Origin of the sequence: Brevundimonas sp., assembly GCF_036732845.1 — a bacterium.
Taxonomy (GTDB): Bacteria; Pseudomonadota; Alphaproteobacteria; order Caulobacterales; family Caulobacteraceae; genus Brevundimonas.
Map to the genome: position 1 here is coordinate 65,192 of NZ_DAINBO010000005.1, position 12,196 is coordinate 77,387.

Genomic DNA, 12,196 nt, shown 5'->3' on the forward strand with positions numbered 1-12,196 from the left:
TCCGCATCCTTGGCCCGACGATCAGTAAACGACCGCCAGCCGCGCCCTCAGTCCGCCCCGGTCGCCGGACAGGTCGAAATCGTAGCCGAGGTTGAAATCGACATAGGAGCCGGGCGCGGCGCCTTCGCGGGCGTTGAACCAGCGGCGCCAGCCGATGCGCGGCCCGGCCCCGGCGGCCGTGTCGTGATTCAGCGTGCTGTCATGCCAGGCCGCGACGCCGACGCCCAGGGTAGCCAGGTCGCGTTGTCCGACCCGCCAGGTCCGCCCGGCCTGGGCCTCGGCCACGGCCAGGGTCTGTTCGGCCTCCAGCAGGCGCGCCACGTCGGCGTACAACCGCCACGACGTCCAACTGTCCCGATCAAAGCGCAGATCGCCGCCCGCCTCGTCCGACCAGGCGGCGCGCAGCATGGTGTCGTCGCGCGCGGCGTCGCCGATGGCGAACATCCGACTGGCTTCGAGCACCAGATTGGTCTCGCCGAACGGTTTCCAGCGCAGGCCCGCCCAGCCCTGGACGCTGTCGCCTCCGGTCGCCTGGCCCGCCGGGGCGTCCAGGGTGCCATAGGCGCGCACGAAGGCGTCCACGGGACGCCCGTTGTTGTAGCCGCCCAGACGCCAATAGGCCTCGGCCCCGGCTTGCAGCACCTCTTCGCCGCCGGGGCTGGCGGCCGTGACGGTCGAGGCCGGGCCGTATTCGACGCTGGCGTTGAACCCGCCGCGCCGCTCCAGGGTCTCGATCTCACGGCCGATCTCGTGGCGGCGTTGCGGGCTGAGGTCTTCGTCGGTCGGCAGGCCGGCCAGGCCGTGGCGGAACCAGCGCACGGCGTCGTCGTCGCGTCCCGCGCGCTTGGCGGCGTAACCGGCGTTCAGCGCATCGGCGCCGGTCAGGGGCGTGCGCGCCTCGGCCAGGGCGAAGGCCTGCAGCGCGCGTTCGTCGTCGCCGACGGCCACGGCCGCCATGGCCGCGTTCAACGGATCGTCGCCCGGCAGAAGACCCGACGTCCAGGCGGCGTCCAGGGCGTGGGCGGCCTCTTCGCGCCGTCCGGCGTTCATCAGGGCCTGGATCTGGGCGCGGGCGGCATAGGCGCGGGCGGCCGCGTCCGGCGCCAGTTCGGACGACAGGGCGAAGGCCTGCGCAGCCGCGTCGGGCCGCTGGGCGCGGGTCGCGGCCTCGGCGATCCGGCTCTGGACGCGATAGTCGCGCAGGGTCTGCACCGGCTCCAGGGCCGCCAGGGCCTCGGCGGGCCGGTCGGCGCGCAACAGGGCGTCGGCCCACAACAGGCGGTAGTCGAGATGCGCGGGCGCCAGGCTTACGGCGCGCTGGGCGGACTGGGCGGCGCCGACGGCGTCGCCGCGCCCCAGCCGGTCATAGCCGTCCTGGGCGGCCTGGACGGCGGCGGGGTCCTGGGCCGCGGCGACGGCGGGCGTCAACGCGGGCAGGGCCAGGGCCGCGACGGCGGCGAGGATCAGGCGGGTGGGGCGAGGGGTCATGGTCATGGTCTCAATCGTGCGCCGCCGGTTCGCGATCGCCAACGGGAGATTTCAGGGCGGCCAGCAGGGCGTCGTTGACCCACTGGGCGTTCTTCTGTTCCGCCAGGGTCGCCTCGACCTGGTCGCGGCTGACCCATTGCGAGGTGATCAGCGCCTCGCCCAAGGGCTTGCCGTTGGCGCGCGCCGCCGACAGGGCCGACTGCAGATCGGCGTGGCTCAGCACGCCCTGACGCACCAACAGGTCGCCCAGCCGCGCGTATCCGGCCCGAACCGAACGCCACAGCATGGCTTCCTGTGAGGCGTCCATCCCGCCCGAGGCGCGCAGCCGCGCCACCTGTTGACGCACCTCGGCGAAGGGTTCCGGCGACCAGGCGAAACGGATGGCGAAGGCGATGTCGCTGAGCGGAGCGAACAGGAAGCGCACGTTCTTCACGCCCTGGCGGCCCAGGATGCGCTCCAGCTCGCCGCGCCGGGCGGACGGCAGGGGTTCGGCCAGGGCCACGTCGACCGAGCCGTTGGTCCGCCGCAACGGCACGGCGCCGAAGGTCGCGGCCTCTTGCGGGGTCAACAGCGCCAGCACCGACCGGTCGATCTGGAAGGGATCGAACATCGAGGCGTAGGTCTCGCCGCGTTCGGCGAAGGCCTCGGCTAGGAATTCGTCCTCGATGGCGTCCAGGTCCAGCAGCATCAGGCCCAGCGGCCGATAGCGGTTCTTCTGTTCGCTCAGGGCGCGGGCCAGATCGGTCTCGGACACATGGTTCCAGAACCTGAGGGTGTCGCCCAGCCGCCCGCCGCCCTGTTGCAGCTCTTGCAGCGACGGATAGGCGTGCTGGGTCTTGTCCCAGGCGATCGGCCGCCGGGTGATCAGATGGGTCAGATACTGCCGCATGGCCCGCCAGAAGGCGCCGAACGAGATCAGGTTCGAGGTCACGATCCTGACCGGGGTCAGCCAGACGTGCTTCAGCCCGTGATTGATCAGGGTGAACCAGGCCCGGTGCAGGATGCGGTTGACCAGGAACAGGAAGTTGATGCCGACGACGACCCAGACCCACTGTTTCTCGATGATCGGCGGCAGCTCCAGCGCCTGGGGCCAGATCAGCGATATGCCCCACATCCCCAGCACCTGGGCCACGATGACATAGCCGAACATGCCGGTGGGGGCGGTGAACAGGGCCTTCCTGTCGCGGAACAGATAATAGCGGTTCACAGCGCTGCCGAACCAGCCCAACTGCTGCCAGCCCATCAGCGAGATGCCCAGCATCCAGCGCGCCTTCTGGCGCACGCTGGTGGCGAATTTGTCGGGGAAGAACTCCTTGGTGGCCACCAGTTCGCGGCGGCGATAGGTGACCTCGCCCTTGCGGAACCAGGCCTTGCGCTGGCGCGGCACGCGGGCGTGATAACGCACGAACTGCGACGGATAGCCCAGTGCGCTCAGGCGGTGGGCGACGTCATAGTCCTCGGTCAGGCTGTCGGTGTTGAACGGCTGGCCGTCCTTTTCTTCGACCAAGGCCAGCATCGCCAGCCGGTGGAAGGCCGTGGCCACCCCGGCCGAGGGCGTCATGCGCGACAGGGCCGAACGCACCGGCAGGTCCTTGGTGTGGAACTCGGCGAACTCGTCCATGTAGTGGCAGGCGACCAGCTTGGTCCATTTGCGGTCCATCGACAGCACCGGCATCTGGATCATGGCCGCGTCGTCGATGAACCAGTTGACGGTCTTCAGGCCGAACGGATGCACCACGTCCTCGGCGTCATGCATCAGGAAGACGTCGAAGGTCTCGCCGGTGCGCTTTTCATGCAGAAGGATGTTCTGGACGATCCAGTTCAGACAGTCGGCCTTGGAGGTCGGCCCGTCGTGCGGCACCTCGGCGCGGTGCACGTTGGGGAACAGGCGGCGCACCTTCTCGACCTCGCGCCGGGTGTCCGGGTCGTTGGCGTACACCCCGACGAACAGGTGGAAGCGTTCATAGTCGAAGGTCTTGAAGGTGTTCGCCACCATGTTGGCGATGACGTCGGATTCCTGCCAGGCGGGCACCATGATGGCGATCCGCTTTTGAGGATATCTCTCCAGCCAGGCCTGTTTCGGCGGCCGCCGCCAGAAGGTGAAGAAGCCCACGATCTGACGGTACCAATAGGCCAGGTCGATGATCATGTCGTCCATCGACGAGATCAGGATCAGCACCGCCGACACCATGACCGCGACCTGCAAGAAGCCCCAATAGCTCAGGACCCAGGCGTGGACCTCGTCGCCGGTCACGGGGTGGGCGGCCAGCCATGCCGAAGTCTCGACCGCCGCCGCCTGCATCCGAATGGCCGCCCCCGCGATCATGGCGTCACACCGCCGCTTGGATCAGCAGATCGTCGCGTTCGGGGATCAGAACGCTTTCGAGAATGTGCGCGATCCGGCCAGAGGCCTGACCGTCGCCGAAGGGGCTGACGGCGCGCACCATCTCCATCCGTTGGGCTTCGTCGGTCATCAGGCGGATAGTCTCTTTCACAATCGCCCTGGGGTCGACCCCGACCAGTTTGGCCACCCCGGCCTCGACGGCCTCCATCCGCTCGGTGGATTCGCGCAGCACCAGGACCGGAGCGCCGAACACGGGCGCCTCTTCCTGCACGCCGCCGGAGTCCGACAACACCAGGCTGGCGCTTTTCAACTGGGCGATGAAGGCGGGATAGTCCAACGGGCCGATGATCCGAATGCGGGGCTGATCGCCAAGGTAGGCGAAAACCCGTTCGCGCAGCATGGGATTCGCGTGGGCCACGAAGACGATCTCCACATCCGGCAGCCGATCCCGCAAGGTCAGCAGCGCGCGCAGCACGTCTTCCAGCCCGGTCTCCCAGTTTTCGCGACGGTGCAGGGTGACCAGGATGCGGCGCAGGCCGTTGGTCAGAGGCTCGGGCGCGGTGCGGTCGCCGATCAGCCGCACGGTGTCGATGCCGGTGTTGCCGGTGACGTGGATGCGGTCGGACGCCACGCCCGCGCGCCGCAGATTGTCGGCCGCCGCCAGGGTGGGGGCGAAATGCACCGTGGCCAGTTGGCCGACGACGCAGCGCCAGGCCTCCTCGGGGAAGGGGCGGTCCAGGTCGAAGGTCCTCAGACCCGCCTCGACATGGCCGACCGGGATGCGCCGACCGAAGGCGGCCATGGCCCCCGCGCCGGTGCTGGAGGTGTCGCCCTGGACCAGCACCATGTCGGGTTCGATGCGCGCGAAGGCCTCGTCCAGCCGATCCATGATCTGGGCGAAACGTCCGCCGACCGACCGGTCGTGCGACGGCGGGGCCAGGCGGACGTCGGGCATGACGCCCAGGTCGGCCAGGGCCTGGCGGTTCAGCTCGCCCTGCTGTTCGGTCGAGATCCAGATCGGCTGGAACCGGCTGTGCGCCTTCAGCGCCGCCTGCACGGGCGCCAGTTTGATGACTTCGGGCCGAGTGCCCGCGATGATTGCGACCTTCATGGCCACGCCCCCTCAAGAACGCCGCTATTCGGCGTCGAGCGGGGAAATGGCAGGGGCCTGGCGAACCCAAGCTGACGGGCCGGTTGTCCGCCGTTCATACTCAAATCAACTGACGCTTACTGATCGGCCAACACTCGGCCGGTACTTGATTTCGCTCGTATATTCCCAACTGGGGCGGGGATGAGGCGGCATGCGGAATTTCATCGCTTCGGCCGAACGCCGGGCGTGTTTAAGGGTGTCGGGCGGACGGCGGAGCCGGGCGGTCGACAAGGGCGGGCATGACGGAATCACCTCTGATCGCGGGCGTCGAATTGGGCGGGACCAAGGTCGTCTGCCTGTTGGCGCGCGGTCCCGGCGACGGGGTCGAGCAGACGCGCATCGACACCACGACCGTCGACGCCACCCTGGCCGCCGTCGCCGGATGGCTGGCCGAGATGCGCCGCCGTCACGGCTTTGAGGCTATCGGCCTGGGAAGCTTCGGCCCGCTGGAGCTTGATCCCGCCTCGCCGGACCACGGCCGCGTCGTCGCTACGCCCAAGCCGGGATGGCAGGGGGCGGATCTGCTGACCATGGCGCGCGGGTTCGATGTCCCAGTCGGCCTGGACACCGACGTCAACGGCGCGGCCCTGGCCGAAGGGCGCTGGGGCGCGGCGCGCGGCCTGTCGAACTTCGCCTACATCACCGTCGGCACGGGGGTCGGCGTAGGCGCGATCACGGCCGGGCGCCCGATCCGAGGCCTGGGCCATTGCGAGGCCGGCCATCTGCGCGTGTCCAGACGCGCCGACGATGCCTTTCCCGGCGTCTGTCCGTTTCACGGCGATTGCGTCGAGGGGCTGGCGTCCGGTCCCGCTATCGCCGCGCGCGCCGGTGCGCCCGCCCAGACCCTGGCGCCCGATCATCCGGCCTGGGACGGGGCGGTCCAGGCCCTGGCCGGCCTGTGTCACAACCTGATCTTCACCGTGTCGCCCCAGCGCATCCTGGTCGGCGGCGGCGTGGGGCTGGGCCAGCCGCATTTGCTGCCCCGACTGCGCCGCGCGGTGATGGACAGCCTGGGCGGATACGCCGTTGCCGACCGGATCGGCCGCGACATCGACGCCTATCTGGTTCAACCGGCCCTGGGCGACCGCGCCGGGCCGCTGGGCGCCGTGGCCCTGGGCCTGGATGCGCTGCGTCTTGAGGTGGGGAGCGCACGCGACTAAGCCCAGATCGGCACAAGGAGATCCCGCATGGACATCCGCATTCTCGACGACCGCCTGCACGCCACGCCCCAGATCGCCTTGGCCGAAGTCGCCGAGGCGGCGACGCGCGGCTATGGCGCCCTCGTCTCCAACCGCCCCGACGGCGAGGAGTCGGGCCAACCCTCGGCCGATCAGATGCGCCAGGCCGCCGAGGCGGCGGGTCTGGCCTTCCGTCACATTCCGGTGCGGCCGGGCGCCCTGAGCGAGGTCGAGGCGGACGCCATGCGCGCGGCCCTGGACGAACTGCCGGGACCGATCCTCGGCTTTTGCCGAACCGGCACGCGCACCACCTATCTGTGGGCCTTGGCCGTCGCCGGCAGCCGCCCGTCGGACGAGATCGTGGCCGCCGCCTCGGCCGCCGGTTACGACCTGACGCCGTTGCGGGCCTATCTCGGCGCCTAGAGAGCGTCGCACTCGCACTGGCGGCGTGGGCGAAGCGCCCTATGTTGCCGCCATGCCCGTCGCCCGCCTTTCCTCGCGCGCCCTGGTCCGCGTCGCCGGACCCGACGCCCGCAGCTTCCTGCACACCCTGCTGACTCAGGACGTAGAGACCCTAGGTCAGGGGCAGGCGCGGTTTGCCGCCCTGTTGTCGCCGCCGGGGCGGCTGCTGTTCGACCTGTTCCTGTGGGGAGAGGTGGACGCGGTCGTGCTGGATGTCGCCGCCGACCGGCGCGCTGATCTGATGCGGCGGCTGTCGCTCTACAAGCTTCGCGCCCAGGTCGAGATCACTGAGGACGACCGGCCGGTCCTGGCGTCATGGCCGGGAGCCGCGGACGGGTTCGCGCCCGATCCGCGTCTGGCCGCGCTGGGCGGCCGCCGTCTGGGCGAGGGTCCGGTCACGGATGCGGTCGAGGCGGACTATCAAACCCACCGTCTGGCCGTCGGCGCGCCCGATCCGGCGGCGGACGGCGGCCATGATCGCCACTATCCGATCGAGGCGGACTTCGACCTGTTGAACGGCATCGACTTCCACAAGGGCTGTTTCGTCGGCCAGGAGACGACCTCGCGCATGAAGCGGCGCGGCGTCATCAAGAACCGCATGCTGCCCATCGCCTTCGACGGCCCCCCGCCCGCGCCGGGGACCGAGGTGCTGAACGGCGAACTGCGCGCCGGAGAGGTGCTGACCGGCCAGGACGGCGCGGCCATCGCCTTGATGCGGCTGGATCGGCTGGAGGGCGCCCTGACGGCTGACGGTCGCCCGATCAGCGTGCGGCGCCCGAACTGGTCGGCGTGACCGCGCCGAAGATCGACTGAAGCCGCTCACGCTTGCGGATCAGCGAGGCGCGCGCCGCGACGGCCGCCTTGGAGATGTCGTCGTCCAGCTTGGCCAGGGCGCGGTCGATGGCGCCGGTGGAGCGCACCAGTTCGGTCGCCTCCTCGAACTCCTGTTCCGGGCAGTCGCCGCCGCCGAAGGCCCAGTAGCGGCCGCCGTCCGTCTGGGCCGTCTCCAGCACGCAGCGCCGCTCGGGCGCCAGCGACAGCCACATCACGGCGCGGAAGTCGGCCAGGGCGCTGCCCGCGAAATCGTCGTGGCCCAACAGGCCGCCCGACGCCGCCGTGGTGTCCACGGTCTGAAGGCCCGGCTGGATCATGACGCTGCGCGCGTCGCCGGCGCGGCGCATGGCGTTGACCTGTTCCGACACCTGAAGCGCCCGGTCGCGGCTGGAGGCGTACAGGGTGAACCGCTCGCCCGTGGGCAGGATGCGGGGCAGGGTGGCCTGGAACTCGTCCACCCCCACGTCGGCGGCGGCCAGCACCACTTCGTTGAACAGGGGCTTGCCGTCGGTGTTGCGCGCCGCGATCCGATCCAAGGCCCGCATCAGCACGCGATTGCCCATCGAATGGGCCACCAGGTGCACGCGATTGGCGCCCGTCTCATTGGCGACCTGGGTCAGAAAGGCGGCGACGTCTTCCAACAGCGCCTCGTCCGCGACCGTCCGCGTGTCGGCGGCATAGCCCAACAGGGACGCCCGTGACGGCCAGGCATAGAGGATGGCCGCCCCGTCCAGGTGCATGTCGACGGCCAGTTGCGCCGCGCGGACGGCCGCCCCCTCGAAGCTGGTGTTGTAGCCGTGCACGAAGACGAAGGCCTCCTTGCGCTCGCTCGCATCCACCACCTCGGAGACCCGCCGGAAGAAGCTGTCGCGGTCGGTGATCGGCGTCACCGAGTTCAGGATCATGTGCTTGTTCGGGTCGGGCCGGAACTCGAAGGTCCAGACCGAGGGGCGGGGGATGGACCCCGGCGCCCGGTCGCGCGGCACGCTGACCTCGGCGACGCCGAACGTCATCGGCCCACGTTGCGCGCCATAGGCGTCCGAAGGCGCGGCCGCGCCCGTCGCCGTGCGATGGGTGGCGTAATAGACGTCGATCAGATCGAAATTCGGATCCCCCGCGCGGGTGCCGGGCGTCGGAACGATCGGCTCCAGGCCGACCTCGGCGCGCGCCGTGTTCAGGGCCTGGCGATAGGCGGCCAGGTTCGGATTGGTCTGGCCCCAGACCCGTTCGCGGATGTCGAACGCCGCCTTCAGCCATTGCGCCCGCTTGGCCGGTTCGGTCTGCAAGGCGGCGACGGCCTCCAGCGGCTCGGCCATCGAGAGGTGCCCCTGGCCCCGGAACATCATCAGCGACATCAACGCCTGTTCATAGGCCGCGACCGCCTCGTCCCTCAGACCCGCCTCGGCATAGGCCTGGGCCAGGGCCAGTTGGAAGGCGATCAGGGTTTCGGAATCGCTGGCGCGCAGTCGATCGATCAGCGTCTGGTCAGCCGAGGCCGCGCGCAGACCCTCCAGATCACCCGTGTCGACGGCTGCGGCGACGGCTTCCAGCGAGACGGGGCGCGGCGACGGCGCCTGGGCCATGACGGGCGTGGCCAGGCCCAGAAGGGCGATCAGGACCCAGATCACGCGGCGCATCGTCGTTCTCTCTCCAGTCTTGGTCGCGACCCTAATGCCAGAGACCACCGGTCGGCCACGACTTTCCAGACATGACGGCCGCCGCGCTTGCGGGACCCGGCGGCGCGAGGCGATGCTGCGGGCATGAGCGAATCCGTCACGATCCACCGCTGCGCCTGGTGCGGAACCGAGCCGCTGTACGTCGCCTATCACGACGAGGAGTGGGGCGTGCCCGAATACGATCCGCGCGCCCTGTGGGAGAAGCTGGTGCTGGACGGGTTCCAGGCGGGCCTGGCCTGGATCACCATATTGCGCAAACGCGACAGCCTGCGCGCCGCCTTCGACGGCTTCGATCCGGTCAAGGTCGCGGCCTATGGCGACGCCGACCGCGCGCGGCTGCTGGCGGACCCCGGCGTCATCCGCTCGCGCGCCAAGATCGACAGCGCCATCAGGGGCGCGAAAATCTTCCTGGAGATGCAGCAGAACGGCGAGGACTTCTCGGCCTGGCTGTGGTCGTTCGTCGATGGAAGGCCCCTTCAGGGCGCGCGGCCGACCCTGGCCGACGTCCCGGCCCAGACGCCGGAATCGGTCGCCATGGCCAAGGCGCTGAAGGCGCGCGGCTTCAACTTCTGCGGCCCGGTGATCGTCTATGCCTTCATGCAGGCCACCGGCATGGTCAACGACCATGTCGCGACCTGTCTGCGTCACGACCCCGTTCGCGCCATGGGCGACGTCTGATGGCCGGACGCGCCAAGTCGCCCAAGACCCCGCCGACCTTCGCCCTGGAACGGGCGGCGCTGGACGCCGACGGTGGTCCCGTATGCGGCGTGGACGAGGCGGGCAGGGGACCCTGGGCCGGGCCGGTCTCGGCCGCGGCGGTGATCCTGAACCCCGACGACATTCCGGCGGGCCTGAACGATTCCAAGGCCCTGAGCGCCGTCCGGCGCGAGGCGCTGGAGATCGAGATCAAGGCCCGCGCCGTCGCCTGGGGCGTCGGCTTCGCCTCGGTCGAAGAGATCGACGAGCTGAACATCCTGCACGCCACGGGCCTGGCCATGCGCCGGGCGGTCGAGGCGCTGGCGGTCACGCCCGTCACGGCCCTGGTCGACGGCAACTACCGTTTCAAACTGCCGTGTGCGGTGCGCCCAGTGGTCGGCGGCGACGGCTTGTCGCTGTCGATCGCGGCGGCGTCCATCCTGGCCAAGACGGCGCGGGATCGGCTGATGATCGAACTGGACGCCGTCTATCCCGGCTACGGCTTCGCCGGTCACAAGGGCTATAACGCCCCAATCCATCACAACGCGCTCCAGACCCTTGGCCCGTGCCCGGCCCATCGCCGCACCTGGGCGCCGATCCGCGCCCTGTTGGACGCCGGGGGCTGACGCCACCTTAATGCCCTGATCCGGCGGTCACCTGACGTCTCGACAGGGAGGACGCCATGGCTCTCAACCCGATGCGTGATGCGGACACGGCGCCCTTGCGGCTGGGCGGCTGGACGGTCGAGCCGTTGCGCAATCGACTGCGCAAAGGCGGCCGGGTCGTGGCCCTGGAGCCGAAGGTCATGCGCCTGCTGGTCTGCCTGATGCGGCGGCCGGACGCGGTGACGACCCGCGAGACCCTGTTGGCCGAGGTGTGGGACGGGCTGAACCTCGTCGATGGCGTCATGGCCCGCGCCGTCTATCAGTTGCGCCGCCGTCTGGCCGAATGCGACGGCTGCGGCGCCGACGTGGAGACCGTCCGCCAGGTCGGCTATCGGCTGGTCCGCGCCGAACCGGCCGCGACCGTCGCCGCCCGGCGCTGGCGCGGCGTCGTCAGCCATCCGGCCCTGGCCTGGAGCGGGACGGCGCTGGCCGCCTCGGTCGCGCTGATCCTGGCGCTCAATCCGCCCAGCGCCGAACCGGTCGTCCGTTTCATCAGGGTGGAGGTCCCCCAGGCCGTCGCGACGCAAGCCGCAAACCAAGCCGCGCCCGAGGTCGTCGCGGTCCCGATCCTGAACACGTCCGCGGCGCCTCGTCTGACGACGTTCGAGCCGTCGGTCCTGGAAACCCGATCCGCGACGAAGACGCCGTCCGACGCCACGGCGTGGGAGGCGGCCTATGTCTATCGCCCCGTCGGTCCCGCCGCGCCGCCCGCGCCCCCGACGCCGCCCGCTCCGCCGCCGCCGCCGCCGCCGCCCGCGCCTCCACCACCGCCCCCCGCGCCGCCTCCGCCGCCCTCGATGATCGTTTCATGATGGCGGCGTCCATCGCTTGAACACCGGATTTCGGGGTCCGCAGATGGCCGGGTCCGCACCCGACGCGGACGCGAACCTTCGGACGGAACTCATGTTCAACGCCTTTTTCCTGACGGCCGCGCTTCTGCTGAACGTCGATGCATCCGCCGCTCAGACGGCGCCGCCCGCCGCGCGGCAGGACCGCACGGTTTCGGTCTATCGCTACACCTGCTCGCCCGGCGCCGCTCGCGACTGCCCGGCGCCGCCCGCGCCTCCGGCCCCGCCCGCGCCTCCTGCGCCTCCGCCGCCGCCGGGACCGCCGCCCCCGCCGCCCGCGCCCCCGGCTCCGCCTCCGCCTCCGCCGCCTCCGCCGGGGCAGGGCGATGGGCACGTCTGGATTCCGTAAGGGGAATTGAAAACGGCGGCGCTCGGGTCGGGCGCCGCCGTCGAAAGGCGTGGGGATGTCGCGGGCGTCAGGCCGCGCGCTTGATCCGGTTGTCGTCGTCCAGCAGCACGACCGAGGGCGACCACTGGCGCGCCGTCTCGTCCTCCATCTGGGCATAGGTGACGATGATCACCTTGTCGTTCTTCTGCACCAGACGGGCGGCGGCTCCGTTGACGCCGATCACACGCGATCCGCGCGGGGCCTCGATGGCATAGGTGGTGAAGCGCGCGCCGGTGGTGATGTTCAGCACATCCACCTGCTCGTGCGGATAGATGCCGGCGGCGTCCAACAGCTCGGAATCGATGGCGATCGAGCCTTCGTAATCGAGATCGGCCTGGGTCACCGTCGCGCGGTGCAGCTTGGCCTTCATCAGGGTGACCAGCATGAACGGTGCGATCCGTTTCCATGACGCGGGGCCGGAACGCGCCCCGCTCGCCGCCGGGATATAGGGATTTCGGGGCGCCGCA

12 protein-coding genes are annotated in these 12,196 nt (G+C 70.3%); 7 read left to right on the forward strand and 5 right to left on the reverse strand.

Annotation, left to right across the window (positions count from 1 at the left end):
* Window positions 1-21 precede the first annotated feature (21 nt).
* The 3 genes from V7D63_RS03255 to wecB are packed head-to-tail and all read right to left on the reverse strand — an operon-like array spanning window position 22 to window position 4,943.
* Window positions 22-1,488 carry an NfrA family protein gene (locus V7D63_RS03255; protein WP_333590819.1) on the reverse strand — a complete coding sequence of 489 codons (1,467 nt, stop codon included), beginning with the start codon at window positions 1,486-1,488 and terminating at the stop codon, window positions 22-24.
* A gap of 10 nt (window positions 1,489-1,498) precedes the next feature.
* Window positions 1,499-3,814, reverse strand: coding sequence for a glycosyl transferase family protein (locus V7D63_RS03260; RefSeq protein WP_333590820.1), 2,316 nt, complete (start codon window positions 3,812-3,814; stop codon window positions 1,499-1,501).
* A 4-nt stretch (window positions 3,815-3,818) separates the two neighbouring features.
* Window positions 3,819-4,943: a non-hydrolyzing UDP-N-acetylglucosamine 2-epimerase gene (wecB, locus tag V7D63_RS03265; protein WP_333590821.1), complete on the reverse strand. Its 1,125-nt coding sequence runs from the start codon at window positions 4,941-4,943 to the stop codon at window positions 3,819-3,821.
* A gap of 278 nt (window positions 4,944-5,221) precedes the next feature.
* Between wecB and V7D63_RS03270 the strand changes: the two genes are divergently transcribed.
* From V7D63_RS03270 to ygfZ, 3 genes are read left to right on the forward strand one after another with little or no spacing between them, the layout of a single operon-like run.
* Window positions 5,222-6,142, forward strand: a complete 921-nt coding sequence (locus V7D63_RS03270) for an ROK family protein (protein WP_333590822.1) — start codon at window positions 5,222-5,224, stop codon at window positions 6,140-6,142.
* Window positions 6,143-6,169: 27 nt separating this feature from the next.
* A complete protein-coding gene (locus tag V7D63_RS03275) occupies window positions 6,170-6,583 on the forward strand; it encodes a TIGR01244 family sulfur transferase (RefSeq protein WP_333590823.1) in 414 nt (137 codons plus the stop codon).
* Between the two features lie 52 nt (window positions 6,584-6,635).
* On the forward strand, window positions 6,636-7,415 hold the full coding sequence (gene ygfZ, locus V7D63_RS03280) for a CAF17-like 4Fe-4S cluster assembly/insertion protein YgfZ (protein ID WP_333590824.1): 780 nt from the start codon (window positions 6,636-6,638) through the stop codon (window positions 7,413-7,415).
* Here the strand turns inward: ygfZ and V7D63_RS03285 are convergent.
* Complete coding sequence (locus V7D63_RS03285) at window positions 7,384-9,093, reverse strand: alpha/beta hydrolase (protein WP_333590825.1); 1,710 nt, start codon at window positions 9,091-9,093, stop codon at window positions 7,384-7,386. The two genes, ygfZ and V7D63_RS03285, sit on opposite strands and share 32 nt — an antisense overlap.
* A 123-nt stretch (window positions 9,094-9,216) precedes the next feature.
* Between V7D63_RS03285 and V7D63_RS03290 the strand changes: the two genes are divergently transcribed.
* From V7D63_RS03290 to V7D63_RS03305, 4 genes are all read left to right on the forward strand, one after another.
* Window positions 9,217-9,810, forward strand: coding sequence for a DNA-3-methyladenine glycosylase I (locus V7D63_RS03290; RefSeq protein ID WP_333590826.1), 594 nt, complete (start codon window positions 9,217-9,219; stop codon window positions 9,808-9,810).
* Window positions 9,810-10,454 carry a ribonuclease HII gene (locus V7D63_RS03295; RefSeq protein WP_333590827.1) on the forward strand — a complete coding sequence of 215 codons (645 nt, stop codon included), beginning with the start codon at window positions 9,810-9,812 and terminating at the stop codon, window positions 10,452-10,454. Before V7D63_RS03290 ends, V7D63_RS03295 begins: the two co-directional genes overlap by 1 nt.
* A 56-nt stretch (window positions 10,455-10,510) precedes the next feature.
* Window positions 10,511-11,305: a winged helix-turn-helix domain-containing protein gene (locus V7D63_RS03300; RefSeq protein ID WP_333590828.1), complete on the forward strand. Its 795-nt coding sequence runs from the start codon at window positions 10,511-10,513 to the stop codon at window positions 11,303-11,305.
* A 91-nt stretch (window positions 11,306-11,396) separates the two neighbouring features.
* Window positions 11,397-11,690 (forward strand): hypothetical protein, encoded by a 294-nt coding sequence (locus V7D63_RS03305; RefSeq protein WP_333590829.1) that lies wholly within the window; start codon window positions 11,397-11,399, stop codon window positions 11,688-11,690.
* A gap of 67 nt (window positions 11,691-11,757) precedes the next feature.
* Here the strand turns inward: V7D63_RS03305 and panD are convergent, their stop codons facing one another.
* Window positions 11,758-12,114 carry an aspartate 1-decarboxylase gene (panD, locus tag V7D63_RS03310; protein ID WP_333590858.1) on the reverse strand — a complete coding sequence of 119 codons (357 nt, stop codon included), beginning with the start codon at window positions 12,112-12,114 and terminating at the stop codon, window positions 11,758-11,760.
* Window positions 12,115-12,196: the final 82 nt, after the last annotated feature.

Bases quoted from the DNA above. Each gene is read 5' to 3' on its own strand.
- V7D63_RS03275 (WP_333590823.1), top strand. From the start codon at position 6,170: ATGGACATCCGCATTCTCGACGACCGCCTGCACGCCACGCCCCAGATC.
- V7D63_RS03290 (WP_333590826.1), top strand. From the start codon at position 9,217: ATGAGCGAATCCGTCACGATCCACCGCTGCGCCTGGTGCGGAACCGAG.
- V7D63_RS03270 (WP_333590822.1), top strand. From the start codon at position 5,222: ATGACGGAATCACCTCTGATCGCGGGCGTCGAATTGGGCGGGACCAAG.
- V7D63_RS03285 (WP_333590825.1), bottom strand. From the start codon at position 9,093: ATGCGCCGCGTGATCTGGGTCCTGATCGCCCTTCTGGGCCTGGCCACG.
- V7D63_RS03260 (WP_333590820.1), bottom strand. From the start codon at position 3,814: ATGATCGCGGGGGCGGCCATTCGGATGCAGGCGGCGGCGGTCGAGACT.
- V7D63_RS03295 (WP_333590827.1), top strand. From the start codon at position 9,810: ATGGCCGGACGCGCCAAGTCGCCCAAGACCCCGCCGACCTTCGCCCTG.
- V7D63_RS03255 (WP_333590819.1), bottom strand. From the start codon at position 1,488: ATGACCCCTCGCCCCACCCGCCTGATCCTCGCCGCCGTCGCGGCCCTG.
- V7D63_RS03305 (WP_333590829.1), top strand. From the start codon at position 11,397: ATGTTCAACGCCTTTTTCCTGACGGCCGCGCTTCTGCTGAACGTCGAT.
- panD (WP_333590858.1), bottom strand. From the start codon at position 12,114: ATGCTGGTCACCCTGATGAAGGCCAAGCTGCACCGCGCGACGGTGACC.
- wecB (WP_333590821.1), bottom strand. From the start codon at position 4,943: ATGAAGGTCGCAATCATCGCGGGCACTCGGCCCGAAGTCATCAAACTG.
- ygfZ (WP_333590824.1), top strand. From the start codon at position 6,636: ATGCCCGTCGCCCGCCTTTCCTCGCGCGCCCTGGTCCGCGTCGCCGGA.
- V7D63_RS03300 (WP_333590828.1), top strand. From the start codon at position 10,511: ATGGCTCTCAACCCGATGCGTGATGCGGACACGGCGCCCTTGCGGCTG.